General features: G+C 71.6%; 20 protein-coding genes. 10 read left to right on the forward strand and 10 right to left on the reverse strand.

What is annotated here, in order from left to right:
* Position 1: 1 nt before the first annotated feature.
* The gene (locus tag ACFC0G_RS13675; protein WP_376402050.1) at positions 2–1060 is read right to left on the reverse strand and encodes a DUF3344 domain-containing protein; all 1059 of its coding nucleotides are present in this window, start codon (positions 1058–1060) and stop codon (positions 2–4) included.
* A 382-nt stretch (positions 1061–1442) separates the two neighbouring features.
* Here ACFC0G_RS13675 and ACFC0G_RS13680 point away from each other — a divergent pair, with 382 nt between their 5' ends.
* The 6 genes from ACFC0G_RS13680 to ACFC0G_RS13705 all read left to right on the forward strand — a co-directional run bounded on the left by ACFC0G_RS13680 (position 1443) and on the right by ACFC0G_RS13705 (position 5737).
* The gene (locus tag ACFC0G_RS13680) at positions 1443–1682 is read left to right on the forward strand and encodes a chaplin (RefSeq protein ID WP_376402053.1); all 240 of its coding nucleotides are present in this window, start codon (positions 1443–1445) and stop codon (positions 1680–1682) included.
* Positions 1683–1959: 277 nt separating this feature from the next.
* The gene (locus tag ACFC0G_RS13685; protein WP_376402056.1) at positions 1960–2937 is read left to right on the forward strand and encodes a hypothetical protein; all 978 of its coding nucleotides are present in this window, start codon (positions 1960–1962) and stop codon (positions 2935–2937) included.
* Between the two features lie 198 nt (positions 2938–3135).
* Positions 3136–3402, forward strand: coding sequence for a hypothetical protein (locus ACFC0G_RS13690; protein ID WP_376402059.1), 267 nt, complete (start codon positions 3136–3138; stop codon positions 3400–3402).
* Positions 3403–3560: 158 nt separating this feature from the next.
* Positions 3561–4541, forward strand: a complete 981-nt coding sequence (locus ACFC0G_RS13695; protein ID WP_376402062.1) for a hypothetical protein — start codon at positions 3561–3563, stop codon at positions 4539–4541.
* 117 nt (positions 4542–4658) lie between these two features.
* Positions 4659–5171 carry a hypothetical protein gene (locus ACFC0G_RS13700; protein WP_376402065.1) on the forward strand — a complete coding sequence of 171 codons (513 nt, stop codon included), beginning with the start codon at positions 4659–4661 and terminating at the stop codon, positions 5169–5171.
* 287 nt (positions 5172–5458) lie between these two features.
* Positions 5459–5737: a chaplin gene (locus ACFC0G_RS13705; protein WP_376402067.1), complete on the forward strand. Its 279-nt coding sequence runs from the start codon at positions 5459–5461 to the stop codon at positions 5735–5737.
* A gap of 65 nt (positions 5738–5802) precedes the next feature.
* On the opposite strand, the gene ACFC0G_RS13710 is transcribed toward ACFC0G_RS13705, so the two are convergent.
* A complete protein-coding gene (locus tag ACFC0G_RS13710; protein ID WP_376402070.1) occupies positions 5803–6669 on the reverse strand; it encodes a tyrosinase family protein in 867 nt (288 codons plus the stop codon).
* Positions 6653–7066: a tyrosinase family oxidase copper chaperone gene (locus ACFC0G_RS13715; RefSeq protein WP_376402072.1), complete on the reverse strand. Its 414-nt coding sequence runs from the start codon at positions 7064–7066 to the stop codon at positions 6653–6655. Before ACFC0G_RS13715 ends, ACFC0G_RS13710 begins: the two co-directional genes overlap by 17 nt.
* A 149-nt stretch (positions 7067–7215) precedes the next feature.
* On the opposite strand from ACFC0G_RS13715, the gene ACFC0G_RS13720 reads away from it, so the two are divergent.
* From ACFC0G_RS13720 to ACFC0G_RS13730, 3 genes are read left to right on the forward strand one after another with little or no spacing between them, the layout of a single operon-like run.
* Positions 7216–7719 carry a DUF5949 family protein gene (locus ACFC0G_RS13720; protein WP_221890723.1) on the forward strand — a complete coding sequence of 168 codons (504 nt, stop codon included), beginning with the start codon at positions 7216–7218 and terminating at the stop codon, positions 7717–7719.
* Between the two features lie 28 nt (positions 7720–7747).
* Positions 7748–8398, forward strand: a complete 651-nt coding sequence (locus ACFC0G_RS13725) for a vitamin K epoxide reductase family protein (RefSeq protein ID WP_376402076.1) — start codon at positions 7748–7750, stop codon at positions 8396–8398.
* A gap of 1 nt (position 8399) precedes the next feature.
* Complete coding sequence (locus tag ACFC0G_RS13730; protein ID WP_376402079.1) at positions 8400–9425, forward strand: glycoside hydrolase family 26 protein; 1026 nt, start codon at positions 8400–8402, stop codon at positions 9423–9425.
* A 39-nt stretch (positions 9426–9464) separates the two neighbouring features.
* Here ACFC0G_RS13730 and ACFC0G_RS13735 read toward each other — a convergent pair whose 3' ends face one another.
* Positions 9465–10169: a hemolysin III family protein gene (locus tag ACFC0G_RS13735; RefSeq protein WP_376402082.1), complete on the reverse strand. Its 705-nt coding sequence runs from the start codon at positions 10167–10169 to the stop codon at positions 9465–9467.
* Positions 10170–10366: 197 nt separating this feature from the next.
* On the opposite strand from ACFC0G_RS13735, the gene ACFC0G_RS13740 reads away from it, so the two are divergent.
* Positions 10367–12190, forward strand: coding sequence for a phosphoenolpyruvate carboxykinase (GTP) (locus ACFC0G_RS13740; protein ID WP_056643559.1), 1824 nt, complete (start codon positions 10367–10369; stop codon positions 12188–12190).
* A 162-nt stretch (positions 12191–12352) separates the two neighbouring features.
* On the opposite strand, the gene ACFC0G_RS13745 is transcribed toward ACFC0G_RS13740, so the two are convergent.
* The 6 genes from ACFC0G_RS13745 to ACFC0G_RS13770 form a co-directional block, all read right to left on the reverse strand.
* Complete coding sequence (locus ACFC0G_RS13745) at positions 12353–13285, reverse strand: poly-gamma-glutamate hydrolase family protein (protein ID WP_376402085.1); 933 nt, start codon at positions 13283–13285, stop codon at positions 12353–12355.
* Positions 13286–13302: 17 nt separating this feature from the next.
* Positions 13303–13893 (reverse strand): hypothetical protein, encoded by a 591-nt coding sequence (locus ACFC0G_RS13750; protein ID WP_376402087.1) that lies wholly within the window; start codon positions 13891–13893, stop codon positions 13303–13305.
* Positions 13880–15502 carry a substrate-binding domain-containing protein gene (locus ACFC0G_RS13755; RefSeq protein WP_376402089.1) on the reverse strand — a complete coding sequence of 541 codons (1623 nt, stop codon included), beginning with the start codon at positions 15500–15502 and terminating at the stop codon, positions 13880–13882. The genes ACFC0G_RS13750 and ACFC0G_RS13755 overlap by 14 nt, the downstream gene beginning before the upstream one ends.
* Complete coding sequence (locus ACFC0G_RS13760; protein ID WP_376402387.1) at positions 15499–16689, reverse strand: toxic anion resistance protein; 1191 nt, start codon at positions 16687–16689, stop codon at positions 15499–15501. Before ACFC0G_RS13760 ends, ACFC0G_RS13755 begins: the two co-directional genes overlap by 4 nt.
* A gap of 32 nt (positions 16690–16721) precedes the next feature.
* Positions 16722–17852, reverse strand: coding sequence for a hypothetical protein (locus ACFC0G_RS13765; RefSeq protein ID WP_376402092.1), 1131 nt, complete (start codon positions 17850–17852; stop codon positions 16722–16724).
* A gap of 224 nt (positions 17853–18076) precedes the next feature.
* On the reverse strand, positions 18077–18478 hold the full coding sequence (locus tag ACFC0G_RS13770; RefSeq protein WP_376402095.1) for a hypothetical protein: 402 nt from the start codon (positions 18476–18478) through the stop codon (positions 18077–18079).
* Positions 18479–18556 lie beyond the last annotated feature (78 nt).

Below are 18556 nucleotides of genomic sequence, written 5' to 3' on the forward strand. Positions count from 1 at the left end.
GTCAGCGCCGGACGTCGGCCTGGAGGAAGAGCGCACCGAGCCAGACGGTGTCCTTCCGGCTGCCGAACCGGACGTGAACACGATCGGCCCCCTCGCGCAGCGCCCCCCGCAGGTCGAAGACGTCGGAGTCGTATCCCAGAGTGTTCGTACCATCGGGATAACGGACCGTCCGACCGGTGCCGAATTCGGTGATGCTGGAGTTCATGACGTCGTCCGCGGAATTAGCGGAATCGGCCATTCGGACGCTCTTGGACGGGCCCGTTTCGACCGCCAGGTAATCACCGGAAGTGCCGCGGTCACCGTCATAGGCGATCACGCCGAGCCGCCCGCCCACACCCTTCGGATAACGCTTTCCGTCAACGGGGACACGCAGCTCGCCGCGGCCCGGGCCGACCGTTTCGAAACCGTCCCAGACGGCCAGTCGGCGTAGTGGCTCCGAGGTCTTCTCGTACGCGGCGACGAGCGTCCAGCCGCCCCAGCCGCCGACCTTCGAACGCCCCATGGCCACATTGACCTGGGCGACTGTCCACTGCCCCGGGCGGGACGAGCGGACGAGCTCGGTGACGTCGGCGGAGGCCTGGAAGGCGTCGGCGCCGTCGGCCGTACGGTGCCCGATCAGGGTGTCGGCGAGCAGCGCCTTGTACTGGCCGCCGGGCTCGGCGATCAGCACGCGCCCGTTGTCCGCGGGCGGCTTCTGCTCGCCCACCCGCAGGTTCCCGCCCCAGTACAGACGGGCCCAGCTCACCCGGGACCCCGAGGGAACCGGCAGCTCGGCGCGGCTGGAGTTGTACGTGTTGGCGTCGCTGTCCACGTCGACGTACGCGATCGAGGCGTTGTCGTTGACCGACTCGGTGCCCTTCGCGCCCTTCGCCGAGGTGTTCGCGGCCCGCACGATCCCGCCGTGCTGCTCGGCCGTGTAGCGCGGGGCGAAGGGGACGCGGGCGGCCTCACCGGGCCGGGGCGCGGCGGCGGAGGCGGCCGGCAGCGCGGCGGACAGGACCGCGCACGACAGGGCGCACAACACACTGCGACGCACAGCAGGAAACGCTGAATTCCGCATACAGGTTCTCCGCTTTGATGAGAGGAGGAAGGGAAGACCCGAGAAGGCCGGGAGAGGGGGAGGTGTCGTCCGCACGAAATGGGTGAACGCGCGGCCGGCCCGGAAGCAACGTTCGGGAACGTTATAACCCCGACGCGGGGCGATAGTAAGCATTAGATGCTCGGAAACGCTAACTCCCGTATCTGCGCGGCAGGTTCCTCGTTGAGCGTGTTGCGCCATTCCACGCCCAGTCGCTCCAATGGCCCTCTTATGGCCCAAAGATCGGTTGAACGTCACCCGTTCGGGAGAGCAACCGATGAAAGGCAGGGGCGTTGTTGAGAGAGCCGGGCCGAACAGTCCGCGCAGTCCGAGTTGGATGAATTCGATCGAGGAGCACTTCCCCATGTCCCGTATCGCCAAGGCCGTTGTCCTGACCGTGGGTGCCGCCGCCGCGGTCGCCGGTGCCGCCGGTGTCGCCGCCGCCGACTCCATCGCCGAGGGTGCGGCCGTGAAGTCCCCGGGCGTCGGCTCCGGCAACGTCGTCCAGGTCCCGGTCCACATCCCGGTGAACCTCTGCGGCAACACCGTCAGCGTCATCGGCGCGCTGAACCCGGCCTTCGGCAACTTCTGCGCCAACGTCTGATCTCGCACTGCGGATCGATCCTTCCGAAGCCGGTGCGCCCACCCCGATCGGGGTGGGCGCACCGGCTTTTTCCTTGCGGGGACTGGTGGGCTACACGTTCGGCCGCACCGCCGTGCGCCGTTCGGTGCAACGGCGTACGCCCCTTCGAGGGGCAGGTCGGGAGGGTGGATTCACTCGAACGGAGGCGTGGCGCTCAGTAGTTCCCCGGTTGCGGAGGGCTATACCTGCAGGCACGGTGGGAGAGCAGTTGTCCGACGCATAAGGAAAAGGAACACATATGCGTCCCCTGGCTACACGCCGCATCACCGCCCTGGCGATATCCGCCGCCATCACCCTCGGCGCGGCGGGACCCGCCGCCGCCGGCGAGCACCACCCGTCCTCCGCGGCCGACCGGGCCGCCCACGCGCCCCTCCCCGAAGCCGCCGCCCTGCTGACCCAGGCCGAAGCGCTCGGCGAGCTCGGCTCGGTGACGACCCCCGTGACCGAACTCGTCACGGCAGCCCTCAAGGCCGACGCGGGCCAGCTGCCCGCCGCCGACGCCGACGCCCTCAAGGCGAAGATCGCGGCGGCCGTCGACCAGGCCAAGGAAACGGCCCCGGCCCCGCTGCCGGAATCCCCCGCACCCGAGGCCCCGGCGCCTGAAGTCCCGGCGCCCGAGGTCCCGGCGCCCGAGGTCCCGGCGCCCGAGGTCCCGGCACCTGAGCTCCCCGCCCCTGAGCTCCCCGCCCCGGATCTCCCCGCCCCGGATCTCCCCGCGCCCGAGGTCCCGGCGCCCGAGCTTCCCGCCCCGGATCTCCCGGCGCCCGAGCTTCCTGCCCCGGCCGTTCCTGCCCCGGCCCTTCCCGCGCCGGCCCTTCCGGTGAAGCCGCCGGTGAGCCTGCCCGTCGCCGCCGGTGCGAAGTCCGCCGCACCCGCGGACATCGTGGACGACGCCCTCGCCACGGTCGAGAAGGCCGTCGCCGACCTGCTCGCCGCCGTCACCTCGGGCGCCGCCGCCGGAGTCGTACCGCAGGTCACCGCGACCCTGACCTCGCTGGTCAACCTCGCCGTCGCCACCGTGCTCGGCAGCGGTCTGCCGGCGCCGGACCTGGCCGGTCTGCCCACGCTCCCGGCGCTCCCGGTCACCGCGCCGGAGCTGCCCGTCGACCCGCCCGCGCTGCCCGTCGACCCGCCCGCGCTGCCGGTCGAGGCGCCCGTGACGCCGCCCGTCGCCGTCCCCGACCTGCCGGTCAAGCCCCCGCTGCCCGTCAGGTAGTCCCCGCACAGGCCCGTACCGGCCCGGCGTCCGCCGCACCGGTACGGGCCTTCGCATGCGACAAATGTCGAGAAATCCTTCCCTCCGGAGTTTCCGCAGGCGGGCGCCTCTCGTTACAGAAGGCGAAGGAACACATGGGATTCGGCCAAGAAGCCTGTGTGGGACGTGCCTTGAAATTCCAGAGGAAGGATTCTCCCCATGAAGTCCACCAAGGTCGCCGCGGTCGTCGCCGGTTCGCTCGTGGCGCTGGGTGCCGCCGCGCCCGCCATGGCCACGGAGGCGCTGACCCCCACCAGCCTGAACGGTGGGCTGGAGGCGATCGCCGCCAATGGACTGAAGACGGACATGCTGAGCAGCACCACCGACGGCTCCCCGGTCAAGACCGCCACGGACACCCTGGGCAAGCTCAACGAGGCCGGCAAGGGCGGCTCCGCGCTGCTCGGCGGCCTTCCGCTGGGCGGCTGATCGAATGATTTTCTGATCGGCCGCCGTGTGGCCCCCGCTCGGCGCGGGGCCCCGCTCCCTACTCTCTGGTCCATCCCACGCGAGCTCTGCGTGGACTGGCCGGTCGGAGCGAGGGGGGATCCTCGCCGGTCTCTCCCTTTCTCCAGAGGAAGAGCGGTATGCGGTCCATCATCAGCAGGAAAGTACTCACCGCGGCGGCAGCGACCGGCATCCTGTCGCTGACCGGCGGATTCGCCCTTGCCGCCAACTCCCACGCCGGTACGGGCGATTCCCCGGGTCCGGGAGCGGTGGGCCAGGTCCAGGCCCCCCTCCCGGCGGACGTCTGCGGCGAGAGCATGGAGCTCGGCGGACTCGTCGCGGCAGCCGTCGGCGACCTCTGCGCCCAGGCGGGGGAACCCGGCGGCTACGGCGAGGAGCCGGGCGAGCCGACCCACCCCGGCGAGCCGACGGAGCCCCCGACGACTCCGCCGCACACCGAACCGCCGCAGACCGAACCGCCGCACACCGAGCCCCCGACGACCCCGCCGCACACCGAACCGCCGCACACCCAGCCCCCGACGACCCCGCCGCACACCACGCCTCCGCCGACCAACCCGGACGAGCCCGGTGAGTGCGAGGCCCCCGCGCCCGGCGAGGAGCCGGAGCCCGGTTGCGAGGAGCCGACCACTCCGCCGACCACCACTCCGCCCACGTCCCCGCCGTGGACGCCTCCGACCAACCCGGACGAGCCGGGTGAGTGCGAGGAGCCCGCGCCCGGTGAGGAGCCGGAGCCCGGTTGTGAGGAGCCGACCACTCCGCCGACCACCGCTCCGCCCACCGGCCCGCCCACCACCACTCCGCCGACCACCACGCCGCCCACGTCCCCGCCGTGGACCCCGCCGACCAACCCGGACGAGCCGGGGGAGTGCGAGGAGCCCGCTCCCGGTGAGGAGCCGGAGCCCGGTTGCGAGGAGCCGACCACTCCGCCCACCTCGCCGCCGACCGACGAGCCGAGCCACCCGACGACCCCGCCGGGTCCCGAACTCCCCGACACCGGCAGCGACCCCGCGCTCATGGGCGCGGCCGCCATCAGTGCCGCGCTGATCATCGGCGGCACCGTCGTCTACCTCCGGGGCGGACGGATCTCCCGCCGTCACTGATCCAGCACGCTGACGGAACGTCAACCGAGGCCCTCGCCTTCACCGGTGAGGGCCTCGGGCGTTGCTGCACACGGGCGTATTACGCCACGTTCCCCCGAACGCCTCGTTCTCCAGAACATGACTCTGCGCTCTCACGCCGGCATGGGCATCCTCATGACCGCGCTCGCCTCCGCCGCTCTGGCCGCCCCGGCCTCCGCCGTCGAGGCACCGGTGATCGTCCCGCTCCAGGGCCTGGAGCCGGTGCTCCCGATGGACGCCCCCACGGTGGCCACCGGCGTGCCCGTCCCGGTGCCCGGCGCGCCCACCGGTTTCCAGAAGGGCCTCGGCGCCCTGCCGGACGTCGCCCTGCCCAGCGTGCCGCTCACCGGCACCCTCCCGAAGACCGTGGTGGACGCCCCGCTGCCCGAGGTCCTGGACGGCAGCGACCCCGGCCGGGCCCTCCTCAGCAGCCCGCACTCGGAGATGCAGGCGGCCACCCCCGGCGCCGTCGTCGGCAACCCGGTGGAGGCCCCGCGCGGCAACGGCCTGGCGGGCCTGCCGGACCTGGCGAAGCCTCAGGTCGGCCTCCTCACCCCCGTACTCAGCGGAGCCCTCGACCCGCAGCTGGGTCTGGCGCCGACCTCGCACTGACGTCACCGCGCCCCCCGGGCGGGTGAAGACACGATTCTTCCCCGACACCCCAGGGGTCGTTGATCGTTGGAAGAGAGGCTCGTCGCATGGCCGCGGCCCGTGGACCGAGGCCCGTCCCGTCGTATCCGGCGGCGGGCGCCCTCCGGTCCACGGGCCATTCCTTTCGGATCTTTTCGGATTTCTTTCGTCCCGTTCGGCCCAATGACCGTGACCAGTCCCGGTGACGGGCGTTGAAGGGGAGTCGGCCGTGATTCCTGCGGTCGCTTTCCACGTCCAAGGAGTTCTTGATGTCTCGCATCGCGAAGGCTGCCGCTGTTCTCGCCGGCACGGGTGCCGTGGCCCTCAGCGGAGCCGGCCTGGCCGTCGCCGACTCGGGCGCCGAGGCCGTCGCCGCCCACTCGCCCGGTGTCGCCTCCGGCAACGTCGTCCAGGTCCCGGTCCACGTCCCGGTCAACCTCTGCGGCAACACCGTCAACGTCATCGGCCTGCTCAACCCGGCCTTCGGCAACACCTGCATCAACGCCGACGGTCACCACGACAACGGTGACGGCGGCTACGGCGGCTGATCCCCCGATTCACCACGTGTGTCCCCCCGGCCTCAGCGGCCGGGGGGACACCCGTGTGTGCGGGGTCAGGCGTACCGGTAGATCCTGCTGTGGTCGAACAGCTCCGCCGGGGTGACCCCCCAGGGCGCCATCGGCTGGTGCCGGGCGACGACCTTGCGGTACTGCGCGTCCCCCAGCGGCGGCGGCTCCGCCGGGAGGTACGCGGCCCCCGGGTTGCGCTGCTGCCACCGTGACCAGACCAGGTCGACGAAGGAGTGGTGCAGCCAGAAGACGGGGTCGTTGACGGAGCCGCCGCCGAGCATGAGCCCGCCGACCCAGCGGTGGACCCGGTTGTGGATCCGGAACCGCTCGTTGCCCTGGCCCGGGGCCCAGCCCTCAAGACGGTTGCGGAAGCCGGACGCGCTCGTCGAGTTCCAGGGAGCCACGTCGTACACCCGCTCCCGCATCACCTCGTCGAGTTGGGCCTGCGTGGGGAGCGCCACCGGATCGCGGGGCCGGCCGAAGTCCCTGGTCAGGAAGCGGGTGTCGGTCATCCCGTACGTGACGTCCCACCGCCCGGACGAGTGGGCGAAGGGGCCGGTCATGACCTGGAGGTCGGCGCGGCGCCCGTTGCCGCCCATGAAGTCCTCGCCCCAGATCGAGGAGGCCGGGCTGTTGTCGCGGGTCCAGTCCCAGTACGGGACGGAGACCGTCGCGTCGATCCGGCGCAGGGCCTTCTCGAACTCCAGCAGGAACCTGCGGTGCCAGGGCAGGAAGCTCGGCGCCATGTGGGCGGTCCGGAGCCGCCCCTCCCCGTCGGACGTGTAGTGGTCGATGTGGGTGCGGACGAACTCGTCGTACGCGCCGGTCCGCTTCAGCTCCAGGACGGCGGCGACGAACTTCCGGCGCTCGGCGCCGGTCAGGTCGCGCTGGTTCTTACGCGTGTACACCACGCGGGCTCCCTCCCGTCGGGTCGGTGTGGACGCCGTGGGCGGCGGCGAACCGGGACAGCCGGGCCGCCCCCAGCTCGTCGACGGCGGCGCGGGTGGCCGCCAGCGGCGTCGGGCAGGACTCGTAGTGGTCGATCGGCGACACGTAGCCGCCGTCGGCGCAGCGCATCAGGTGCAGCGGCCGGCCGTCGACGAAGGCCACCGGGGCGCCGCCGGGGCCGGCGAAGCCCCGGATGCGGCGGCCTCCGTACATCTCGTCGAAGGCGAGCGGGTCACGCGGAGTTCCGGACGGTTCGCCCGGAGGGGTACGGGTCGCGATGCGGCCGAGCGTGCCGCCGGTGAAGGCGGTGACCGCCAGCGCGAAGAGGGACCGCAGTGCGACGCGGCGCGGGACGATCATGAGTGATCTCCTCGGGTCGGCAATTGCCCTCAGGGCACAACGATGAAAACCCGGGTTCGTTGCGTCGGAAATGCCAGGGGCATGAATATCGACCGTTCGGGTGAAATCGGCGCGGGGAAAGGGTGGTTGGGCCACTAGCATCCGTATTCATGACCACTTCCAATGTCGTTTCCTCGGCGCGCAGCGCCTCTCCGCTGGGAACTCTCACGGTGATTCCGTGGTCCAGCGAGCCCTCCGCCGATTCGGCGGGCACGCCGTTCCTGATGGCGTATTCGCTCGGCGACGGCCGGGACGGCCCGGAGGCCGGTCAGCAGGCGATGCGGACGGCCCTGGAGTCGATGGGCCTCTCGGTCGGCGACCGGCTCTTCGACCTGGACAAGGACGCCGGGATCAACGCCACGCTGCTCGTCGAGGGCGGCTCCGTCGTCCTCAACCTGCCCTTCCTGAAGGCGCAGTGCCCGGTGCCCGACGAGTGGCAGGCGGCCGCCCGCGAGCGCGGCCAGGTCTACCTCATCTGCTCCGTGCGGCCCTGGCCCGAGGCGGTCCCCGGGCAGCCGGTCGACGAGGCGCGGCTGCGGTCCTTCGTCTCCGACGAGGAGATGCTCGCCGAGAGCGCCCACGTCCTGATGCCGGTCCGGCGCCTCCAGGGCTGAGCGGAACAGAACGGAAGGGGGTCGCGCCATGGCGACGACGGACGTACGGGGCGGGGTGCCCGGGCAGCGGCAGGAGGAGTCCGAGCGGGAGACCGCCGGGACGGGACTCGGCGCGAGCCGGGCCTTCGCCTGGATGCTGATGATCACCGGGGCGGCGGGCGTGCTGTCCGGCTGGGTGATCACGATCGACAAGTTCAAGCTCCTGGAGGACCCCGGCTTCCAGCCCGGGTGCAGCCTGAACCCGGTCGTCTCCTGCGGCAACATCATGAAGAGCGAGCAGGCGGGGGTCTTCGGCTTCCCCAACCCGATGCTCGGGCTCGTGACGTACGCCGTCGTCGTCGCCGTCGGTGCCGGGCTGCTCGCCGGGGCCCGCTACCGGGGCTGGCTCTGGCTCGGCCTCAACGCCGGGATGCTCTTCGGGGTCGGCTTCTGCACGTGGCTGATGTACCAGTCGCTGTACGAGATCAACTCGCTCTGCCTGTGGTGCTGCCTGGCCTGGGTCGCCACCATCGTCATGTTCTGGTACGTGACCGCGCAGAACGTCCGGGCCGGGCTGCTGCCCGCTCCGGCCGGGGTGCGGACGTTCCTCGGCGACTTCACCTTCGCCCTGCCCGTCCTGCACATCGGGATCATCGGGATGCTGATCCTGACCCGCTGGTGGGAGTTCTGGACCAGCTGACGTGAACCCCTTCCCCAGGCTGTCCCGGCCGCGGGCCGCACTCACCGTGCTGCTCGCGGCCGTTCTCGTGCTCCTGCTGTCCCACGACGGGATCGCGCCCGGCGGGCGGCACACCGGGAGCCGCGCCTCGGTGGAGCCGGAGCCCCTGCCCGGGGTGCCGTCCGGCTTCTTCACCGGCTCCGACGAGAGCGGGGTGCGGCGGATCGCGCAGGTGCAGGCCTGGCTCGGCGGGGAGACGCTGACCGTCGGGCACACGTACCTGCCCGGCGACCGCTGGTCCAACATCGAGGGGCATCCGGCGCTCTTCGGGCCCTGGGCGCGCTGGAAGGAGCAGCGGCCGGGACGGCTCTTCGTCCTGAACGTGCCGCTCCTCGACCGCAACGAGGAGGGGCTGCCCGACGTGGAGGTGCGCGCGGGGCTGCGGCGCGGCGCGGGCGGCGCGTACGACGCGCACTTCCGGGTCCTGGGGGAGCGGCTCGTGGAGCACGGGCTCGGCGACGCGGTCCTGGTGCTCGGCTGGGAGATGAACGGCACGACGTACAGCCATCGCTGCGGCCCGGACCCGACGGCCTGGAAGGCGTACTGGCGGCAGGTCGTGGGGGTGCTGCGGGGGGTGGCGGGGCAGCGTTTCCGCTTCGACTTCACCCCGAGCCGGGGGCTCGACGCCGTGGCGTGGCCGCGCTGCTACCCCGGGGACGACGTCGTCGACATCATCGGGATGGACGCCTACGACCAGCCGGCCGGGGTCTCCTTCGAGGAGCAGGTGACCGAGGAGTACGGGCTCGAACACCACGTGCGGTTCGCGGCGGCGCACGGGAAGCCGGTCTCGTACCCGGAGTGGGGGCTCTTCAGGAACGGGGACAACCCGGTGTACGTGCGGGGGATGCTCGACTGGTTCGCGGCGCACCGGCCCGTCTACCAGACGGTGACGGACTACTGCCCGCACGGAGTGTGGGGGTGCGCGGACAATCCGGAGTCGGCGCGGATCGTCCGGGGTGCGCTGGGGGCGGCAGCGGCGAGCCGGTAGGGGCCTCGGCCGCCTTCCGGGTCGCCGCCCCGTCCTGTGTCAGGCGTGCTGGTAGGCCACCAGCGAGATGCCGACGTAGTGGACGATGAAGGCCGCGAGGGTCAGCGAGTGGAAGACCTCGTGGAAGCCGAACCAGCGGGGCGAGGGGTTCGGGCGCTTGATGCCGTAGATGACCCCGCCCGCGCTGTAGAGCAGACCGCCGACGATGACGAGGACGAGGACGGCGATGCCGCCCGTGCGCATGAAGTCCGGCAGGAAGAAGACCGCGGCCCAGCCCATCGCGATGTAGCAGGGCGTGTACAGCCAGCGCGGTGCTCCCACCCAGAAGACGCGGAAGGCGATGCCCGCGGTGGCCGCCGCCCAGACCGCCCACATGAGCGGCTCGCCCGTGGAGTCGGGGAGCAGGAGCAGGGTGAGCGGGGTGTAGGTGCCCGCGATGATCAGGAAGATGTTGGCGTGGTCGAGGCGGCGCAGGACGGCCTCGCCGCGCGGTCCCCAGTTCCCGCGGTGGTAGAGCGCGCTGATGCCGAAGAGCAGGCAGGCGGTGAGGACGTAGATCCCGCAGGCGATCCGGGCGCGGGGTGAGTCGGACAGGGCGACGAGGACGACGCCCGCGACGATCACGGCCGGGAACATGCCGGCGTGCAGCCAGCCTCTGAGCCGGGGTTTCACCGGGAGCGACGGGGGGTTCTCGACCGACGGCGGGTTCTCGGTCGGGGTCACTTCCGGCGTGGCTGCAGTCATGACAACGAATCGTACCTACGCGCCCGTAGGTCCCGGATACGAGTGGCGATGCTCACGTGGGCGGCCCTCTGGACATATGGGCGTTAACATCGGATGATCAAATGAGTGCGGTCGGCACCGGATGAGCAGCTACGAAGCATCCGGGTCGCGGCCCCCACGGGGCATACACCAAAAAAACCCCTCAACAAGGAGCAATCGTGGCGCGCGACAACGCGGCTCCCACCACCGTCCCGACCCAGCACCAGGAGCTCGTCTCCTGGGTGAACGACATCGCCGAGATCACCCAGCCGGACAACATCGTCTGGTGCGACGGGTCCGAGGCGGAGTACGAGCGACTGTGCGAGGAGCTCGTCGCCAAGGGGACCTTCACGAAGCTCGACCCGGTCAAGCGCCCGAACTCGTACTACGCCGCTTCCGACCCCTCCGATGTCGCGCGTGTCGAGGACCGCACCTACATCTGCTCCGAGAAGGAGGAGGACGCGGGCCCGACCAACCACTGGAAGGCCCCGGCCGAGATGAAGGAGCTCTTCGCGGGCTCCGAGGGCATCTTCCGCGGCTCGATGCGTGGCCGCACCATGTACGTCGTGCCCTTCTGCATGGGCCCCGTCGGCTCCCCGCTCTCCGCCATCGGCGTCGAGATCACGGACTCCGCCTACGTCGCCGTCTCCATGCGCACCATGACCCGCATGGGACAGGCCGTCCTGGACGAGCTCGGCACCGACGGCTTCTTCGTCAAGGCCGTCCACACCCTCGGCGCGCCGCTCGCCGAGGGCGAGGCCGACGTGCCGTGGCCCTGCAACACCACCAAGTACATCTCGCACTTCCCCGAGAGCCGCGAGATCTGGTCGTACGGCTCGGGCTACGGCGGCAACGCCCTGCTCGGCAAGAAGTGCTACGCGCTCCGCATCGCCTCCGTCATGGCGCGTGACGAGGGCTGGCTCGCCGAGCACATGCTGATCCTCAAGCTCACCCCGCCGCAGGGCGAGTCGAAGTACGTCGCGGCCGCCTTCCCGTCGGCCTGCGGCAAGACCAACCTCGCCATGCTCGAGCCCACGATCTCCGGCTGGACGGTCGAGACCATCGGCGACGACATCGCCTGGATGCGCTTCGGCGAGGACGGCCGCCTCTACGCGATCAACCCCGAGGCCGGCTTCTTCGGCGTCGCGCCCGGCACCGGCGAGCACACCAACGCCAACGCCATGAAGACCATGTGGGGCAACTCCGTCTTCACGAACGTCGCCCTCACGGACGACGGCGACGTGTGGTGGGAGGGGATGACCGAGACGGCCCCCGCGCACCTCACGGACTGGAAGGGCAACGACTGGACGCCCGCGTCCGAGACGCCGGCCGCCCACCCGAACGCCCGCTTCACCGTCCCGGCCGGGCAGTGCCCGATCATCGCGCCGGAGTGGGAGGACCCGAAGGGCGTGCCGATCTCGGCCATCCTCTTCGGTGGCCGCCGCGCCTCCGCCGTCCCGCTGGTGACCGAGTCCTTCGACTGGAACCACGGCGTCTTCCTCGGTGCGAACGTCGCCTCCGAGAAGACCGCCGCCGCCGAGGGCAAGGTCGGCGAGCTGCGCCGCGACCCCTTCGCCATGCTGCCGTTCTGCGGCTACAACATGGGCGACTACATGGCCCACTGGGTTAAGGTCGGCGCGAACGCCGACGCGGCGAAGCTGCCGAAGATCTACTACGTGAACTGGTTCCGCAAGAACGACGCGGGCAAGTTCGTGTGGCCCGGCTTCGGCGAGAACAGCCGCGTCCTGAAGTGGATCGTCGAGCGCCTGGAGGGCAAGGCCGAGGGCGTCGAGACCCCGATCGGCATCCTGCCGACCCCGGAGTCCCTCGACACCGAGGGCCTGGACCTGCCGGCCGAGGACCTGGAGTTCCTCCTCAAGGTCGACCGTGACGTGTGGCGCGAAGAGGCCGCCCTCGTCCCGGACCACCTGAACACCTTCGGCGACCACACGCCGAAGGAACTGTGGGACGAGTACAACGCGCTGGTCGAGCGCCTGGGCTGATCCCGCACCCGAGACTCGTGGTGGGTTGCCCCGAAACACCGCCCTGACCAGTGGGGTCACGACGGCCCATCACGACGCATCCGGCCCCTGGAGCCCCCTCAGGCTCCGGGGGCCGGCGCATGTGCCCTAACGGATCTACAGGACCTACAGGACCTACAGGACCTACAGGATCGGCTGGCCGGACTCGACGGTGGCGATGGCCCGGCGGCAGGCGTCGCGGAACCTCTCGAAAGCCGCGTCCTTCGACTTGTCCCAGGTATCGGCACGATCGCCGCGGGACGAGGGGTCGCCGAAGAGGCTCTCGCGCAGCTCGGTGGTCATCTCGATCTGGGCGCCCTTGCCGAGCATCGTGAGGTTGCACGGGTTGGTGGGGTGGCTGCCGTTGAACTCGCCGAGCGTGGCGGAGTACCGGGGGTCGTAGGCGTCGACCGCCTGGAAGCCGGCGTTGTTGATCTCGGTCACCAGGGCCGAGCGGAATGCGGCGTTGAGGCCGCCGACGACGGCGACGCGGAGGTTTCCGGTCGGCGGGTACGTGGCCGTGGGCAGCTTCAGCTGGTCGAACTGGCAGCCGTGCAGGGACAGTACGTTGAGGTGGCTCCTGACGAAGGACAGGGCGACGTGGTCGTCACAGTTCTTCGACGTGACGTGCAGTGCCTTGTTGCCGGTGGACAGCAGGCCCTCGAACATCCAGTAGTCGTACGTGGTCGGCAGGATCGGGTCGCCGCCGACGTTGCGCGGGTTGTAGCCGGCGATGCCCAGGGCGAGTTCGCTCGTGCCGATCTCTATGCCGCCGCCGTGCAGGGCGAGGATCACGGTGCGCGGGAACTCGTACTTCTCGCTCAGCTTGGGGTCGAGCTTCTCGTGCCGCTTGTAACGGCGGCTGTACGAGGTGCCCTCGACCAGGTCCGGGTCCTGGTAGAGGGCGGTGTTCGAGGGGTACTCGAGCGGGTCCGGAAGCGTGGCGTCGGAGGGCGGGGTGGCGGCGGCCGGGGTGGCGGCGGCGAGCTGGCCGAGGACCGGGGCTCCGGCCGTGGCTGCCGCGGCCAGCGCGGTCAGGACAGTGCGGCGGGATGCGGAGTGTTCGAAAAGGGTCATGTGCGGACCGTAGTCGATCAGTTGCCGCGCCCTTCCACGTACTCCGTGTGGATGTGCTGACGGATCTCCTCCGCTTCCTGGAGGGCGGTGGCGATCGCCGTCGCCTCCTCGTGGAGCGCGGCCAGCTGCCGCTCCAGGTGACTCTCCGGCGCCTCGGCGCCCGAGGTGAAGCGTGACCACCACCGCGTCCGTACGAAGGTGTCGACGGCCTCCGGGATGTCCAGGCGGACCGCGCGGGCCAGGACGTGGAGGTGCTCCGGGTCGCTCACCCACCCCGGTTCGAGCAGCGCCTCGACGAGGGTGTCGAGCGCCGTGAGCCTCTCGCGGGTGGCCGACGGCAGCTCCACCTCGGTCAGATACCCGCGCAGCTTGGTGAAGTCGGCTCGCAGGGCGTCCAGTTGCTCGTCGGCGCTCGGGAAGTGCGGGGTGTCCGGGCGCTCGGGCGGGGCGATCAGCGCCCCCGCCCCGTACAGGCCCACGACCACCAGCGGCCACAGCGCGCCGGCGGCCCCGGTGAGGGTGAGCGCGAGACCGGCCAGGCCGGCGGCGCAGCCCGTCAGGTTCTTGCGGGACTCGGCGTACCGCAGGAAGCGATTACTGGTAGCCACGGATCTCCTCGAACGCGCCGTCCAGTGAACCCTGTTGTGCGTCGAAGAGCTTGCCGCCCGTCAGGTTCGCGAGGTGGTCGAGCTCGCCGCGGTCGGAGTCCCCGAAGAGGATCGGGAAGACCGGGGTGCGCTGCTGCGCGGCGGGCAGGGAGCGGTAGAAGCTGTCGAAGGCGGAGGCCGGATCGCCGTCGGTGTTCTCCCCGTCCGTCATGAGCACGATCGACGTGAACGTGTCGGCGGGGGCGGTGCCGTCGGTGGACCTGCCGAGGAAGCGGTACGCCTCCTGGACGCTGGAGTAGATCGCGGTGCCGCCGGAGGCCGACAGGTTCCCGGCGTCGGTCCTGAGCGCGTCGAGCGCCGCCGTCGGGGAGGCCGGGTCGACCGTGTGCGTACGGACCTCCGACTGCTTCACCGCGGAGCCGAAGGGCATCAGGGTGACCTCCTCCCGGTCCCGGAAGTCGCTCGTGAGCTCGGCGAGCGCCGTCTTCAGGCGTTCGAGGCGGTCGCCCGCCATGGAGCCGGACGTGTCGAGGACGTAGACCGTGCGGGAGGGTCTGCGCAGGGTGTTGTCGTAGGCGTCGAGCAGACCGTCGGCGACGGCCCGGCTGCCGGGGAACGGCAGCTCGCGCCGCTGGTCCTCGGCGAGCGCGGCGGCCGGCGGGACGCCGAGGACGACCGGGCGGCGCAGCGTCGTCTCCGTGATCCGCCGCTGGGCGGCCGGGGTGCGCAGATAGGTGGTGAGCCGGCCGGCCGCCTCCTTCGCCTCGGGGCGGGCGGAGGTGAGGAGGGTGAGCGGGTAGTCGGCGGTGACGACGCCGTCCGACGGCCGGATCACGGTGAGCTTCCCGGGCGCGGACAGCAGCACGGACTCGTAGTTGACGAGCGCGTCGACGTCGGCGCGGCGGCCGTAGGCGGTGGCGAGCCAGCCGGAGGAGCCGGAGGTCAGCTTCTGGCCCGCGAAGAACTCCTTCAGCCGGGGAGTGGCCCGGGTGACGTCCTGCTCGGTGAGCGCGGACTGGGCGCCGGAGAGCCCCGAGGCGACCGAGACCAGCGCGGAGAAACCGGAGTTGGAGCGCATCGGGTCCGTCATGCCGTACGTCAGCTTCTTCTCGGCGACCGCCTTGTGCAGCTGCGACCAGGTGACCTTCGCCGGGTCCCAGCCGAGGCGGGTGACGGCGGCGGGCCGCACGCCGAGGGCCACCGGAGAGGTCATGATCGGGGTCTCGCCGGTGATCCGCCCGGCGGTGTCCGGGCGGAGCCGCAGGTAGTCGTTGGAGGAGAGCCAGATCGCGTCGTACGCCTTCTCCGCCTCGCCGGAGGCGATCTGCTCGACGGCGTCGAGGGTGCCGGCGTAGGTGGGCCGGACGGTGACCCCGGTCGCCTTGCGGGCCTCCTCCAGGACGGGGGCCATGTCGGCCAGCTCGGAGGAGGCGAGGACCCGGAGCGTGCCGGGGGCGTAGCTCGTGCCGTACCGGTCGGGGGTCGGGCCGCCCTGGCCGCCGGAGGAGCTGGTGTCGATCGTGGAGCAGGCGCTGCCGGTGGCCGTGACGAGCAGGGCGAGGGCGAGGCCGGCGAGGGTCCGGGAGAGGAGACGGGAGGTGGTGATCACGAGAGGCCGCCGCCTTCCAGGGCGCCGGTGCGGCGGCTGCGCTCCAGGTGGGAGCTCGCCTGCTGGAGTTCGGAGGTCAGGGACCGGACCGTGGCCGCCATGGACTCCGTCGCCTGCACCTTGTACGTGTCGATGGCGTCGAGGGTCGTGTAGATCTGCTGGAACGCCGTGCGGAGCGTCTCCACGCCCACCGCCGGGTCCGCCGCGATCCGCTGGATCTCGCCGGCCTGCTCCGACAGCATCCCCGCGTTGGTGGCGATGAGGCTCTCCGTCGTCGACCGGAGCGCGTCGACCTGCGCGGTGACGTTCCGCTGGTGCTCCAGCGCGGTGGCGAGCATGACGGCGATCCGCAGCGCCGACAGGGTGGTCGTCGCCGCCCGGTCCACGCCCTTGATCAGCTCGGCGTTGTTCCGGCGGACCACGTCCATCGCCATGTATCCCTGCGCGCATACGGCGAGTTGGGTCAACAGGTCCTGGTGCTTCTGCCGGACCGGGAAGAGGACGTCGGCGCGCAGCGCGTCCGCCTGGGCCCGGTCAGGAGTGAGGGCGATCCGCTCCTCCACGGCCGTGTCGAGGGCCTCGGTGAGCACCGCGTACTCCTGGAGCTTCCCCATGGTCTCCCAGAGGCGGGCCCGTTCGGTCTGCAACGCGGCGTTGTCGCGCTCCAGTTCGTCCTGGCCGCCGCGCAGCGCGCCGACGATCCGGTTCAGAGTGGCCTGCGAGGAGGCGTACTTGGCGACGTGGTCGCGCAGCTTGTTGCCGCCGGGAAGCTTCGAGAGCAGGCCCTTGATGCCCTTGGCGGGGGTGTCCCGGGGGTCCAGGTCCTCGACCGTGCGCCGGAGTTCGACGAGGGAGGCGCCGACCCGGTTCTGGGCGTCGCCGCCGGGTGCGCCGGTGCCGAGGGAGCGGACCGTGCGGTCGAGCATGCGGTTCGACTGCTGGGCGGCGGAGCGCATCTCGCCGGCGCCGAGCGCCGCGATCTCGCCGATGCGGCCCGAGAACTCGGGGGAGCGCGGGTCGAGCCCGGAGAGCGAGCCGACGTACTCGACGGCCCGCCGGGACATCTCGGTACGGGTGGCGTCGTCGAGCGGGACGACGCCGGCGACCTGCTCGGAGCGGACGGGCGCCACCGCCTCGGGCGGGGTGAGGACGAGCGGGGTCTCGGACCCCGGAGGTGTCAGGGACATCGTTCTTCTCGGATCCTCCGGCTGCTGCGTGGTCATGCGGTGTCCCCCTGGTCGCGGGCCCGCAGCGCCATCTCGTGCAGCACCTTGCTGGTGGGCACGGGCGCCTGGCGGACACCGGTCAGTGTCTGGTTGAGGTAGGCGGCGTGGTCGTTCGTGGCCGAGGTGAACTCGCTCCCGGCGCCCTGCGGCCGGAAGCCGTGGCGGACCGCGAGCCTGCGCAGCTCGGGGTCGGTGGCGAGGAGTTCGCCGAACGCCCGGCCGTTCTCGGTGAGCGGTACGAGGGTGTGGTCGCTGTTGACGGTGGTGTCCGGGTAGAGGACGACGAGGTCGCCCATGGGCCGGCCCGCGAGGAGCTGCGCGGCGACCTGGGACTCGTACACCAGGACCAGCGGATTGCCGACGCCGCTCACGAAGTCGCGGAACGGGGCGTCGGAGCCCGTCTGCTGGGCGCCCTGCACCTGGATCAGCTTGCGCAGGAGGGGTGCGGTGCGGGTGACGGCGGCCGCGTCGCCGGCGACCTTCCCGCCGTCGGCGACGTAGCTCGCCGCCGCGAGGTAGAGGGCGCCGGAGTTGGAGGCGACCGGATCGGTGGAGGTGATGAAGAGGGTGCCGCTCAGCTCGGCGTGCCCGGCGGAGCCCTTGAGCTGCTGCCAGGTGCGGTCGGCGCGGGCGGCGGCCAGGTAGGCGTCCATCTTCAGGATGCCGGTCGTCCCGCGCTCGCCGAGCGTCGCGAGGCCGTTGTCCGCGAGGGTCCGGGCCGCCGCGCTGTGCGCGACGACGACGAGCGGCGAGTAGAAGGGCCGCAGGGGGGCGGTGGCCGCCTTGTCCTTCGTCTTCGCCTTCGCACGGAGCCCGTCGGCGGGCCCCCTGGAGGAGGGGAAGGCGAAGTCGTAGCCGTCGAGGGGCAGTTCCTCCATGTCCCAGGACCCGGAGGTCTCGGTGCCCACGGTGAAGCCCTTGGCGGCGAGGGCCTTCACCACCTGCGGGTCGGCGAAGAACTCCGCCTTCTCCGACCCGATGACTCCTCGCACGGTCTTCGTTGCCGTGCCTGTGTCCTTGTCGCCGCCCGTCACGAGGACGGCGGCCACGCCGCCGAGGAGCAGGACGGCCAGGACGATTCCCAGGATGCGTCTCACGCGGGCAGCGTGCTCGCGGAAACCCACATTCCAGGGGGAGTTGGGTGGACGGGGGGTGAAGTGCCGATCCCGGTACCGAACCGGAGCAGGGGCCGCCGGATGGGCTGTGGGGCGGGCTGCGAGGCGGGTCGCCGGGCAGGGCTGTGGGGCGCCTGCGGGGTGGGGGTTGCGGGCGCGAGCCTACGGGGCGCCTGCGGTGTGGAGTGGGTGGCGCCCGGTCCGCGCGGTTCGTGCCGCGCGGACCGGGGCCGTCAGGGGGTGCCGGCTGCTGCCAGGGTGGGTTCCCCGGTCAGTGCCGCGGTGTGCGCGTCCATGCGCCCGGCGGCGAGGATCGCGGCGGCCGTGTCGGCCCGGGAGGCGGCGACGACCAGGGCGCGGCCCGCGAGGGCGTGCGCCTTGCGGTGCAGGTCCCCGGCGGGCGAGCCGCTCAGGCCCGCGTGGCGGGCGGGCGGTGCGCCGCGCAGCCGCGCCACCTGGCGGGCGATGAGCTCGCCCGCCTCCGTGTCGCCGAGCTCGTCGGTGACGGCGAGCAGGGCGGCGAGGTGTCCGGCGAGCTGGATGTCCAGCTCCTCCTCGCGGGAGCGGTGCGGGTACGTGTCGTGGACGTCGTCGGCCACCCGGTGGACCGACTTGGTGCGGATCGGTTCGTACATGGGGATGGCCTCCTGAGTGCTCTGGAGCCATCCTAGCTTAGATTTGGTCTAAAATTGTGTGGTGTCCGGGCGGGGGTT

It is taken from the genome of Streptomyces sp. NPDC056169, from assembly GCF_042268445.1.
GTDB lineage: Bacteria > Actinomycetota > Actinomycetes > Streptomycetales > Streptomycetaceae > Streptomyces.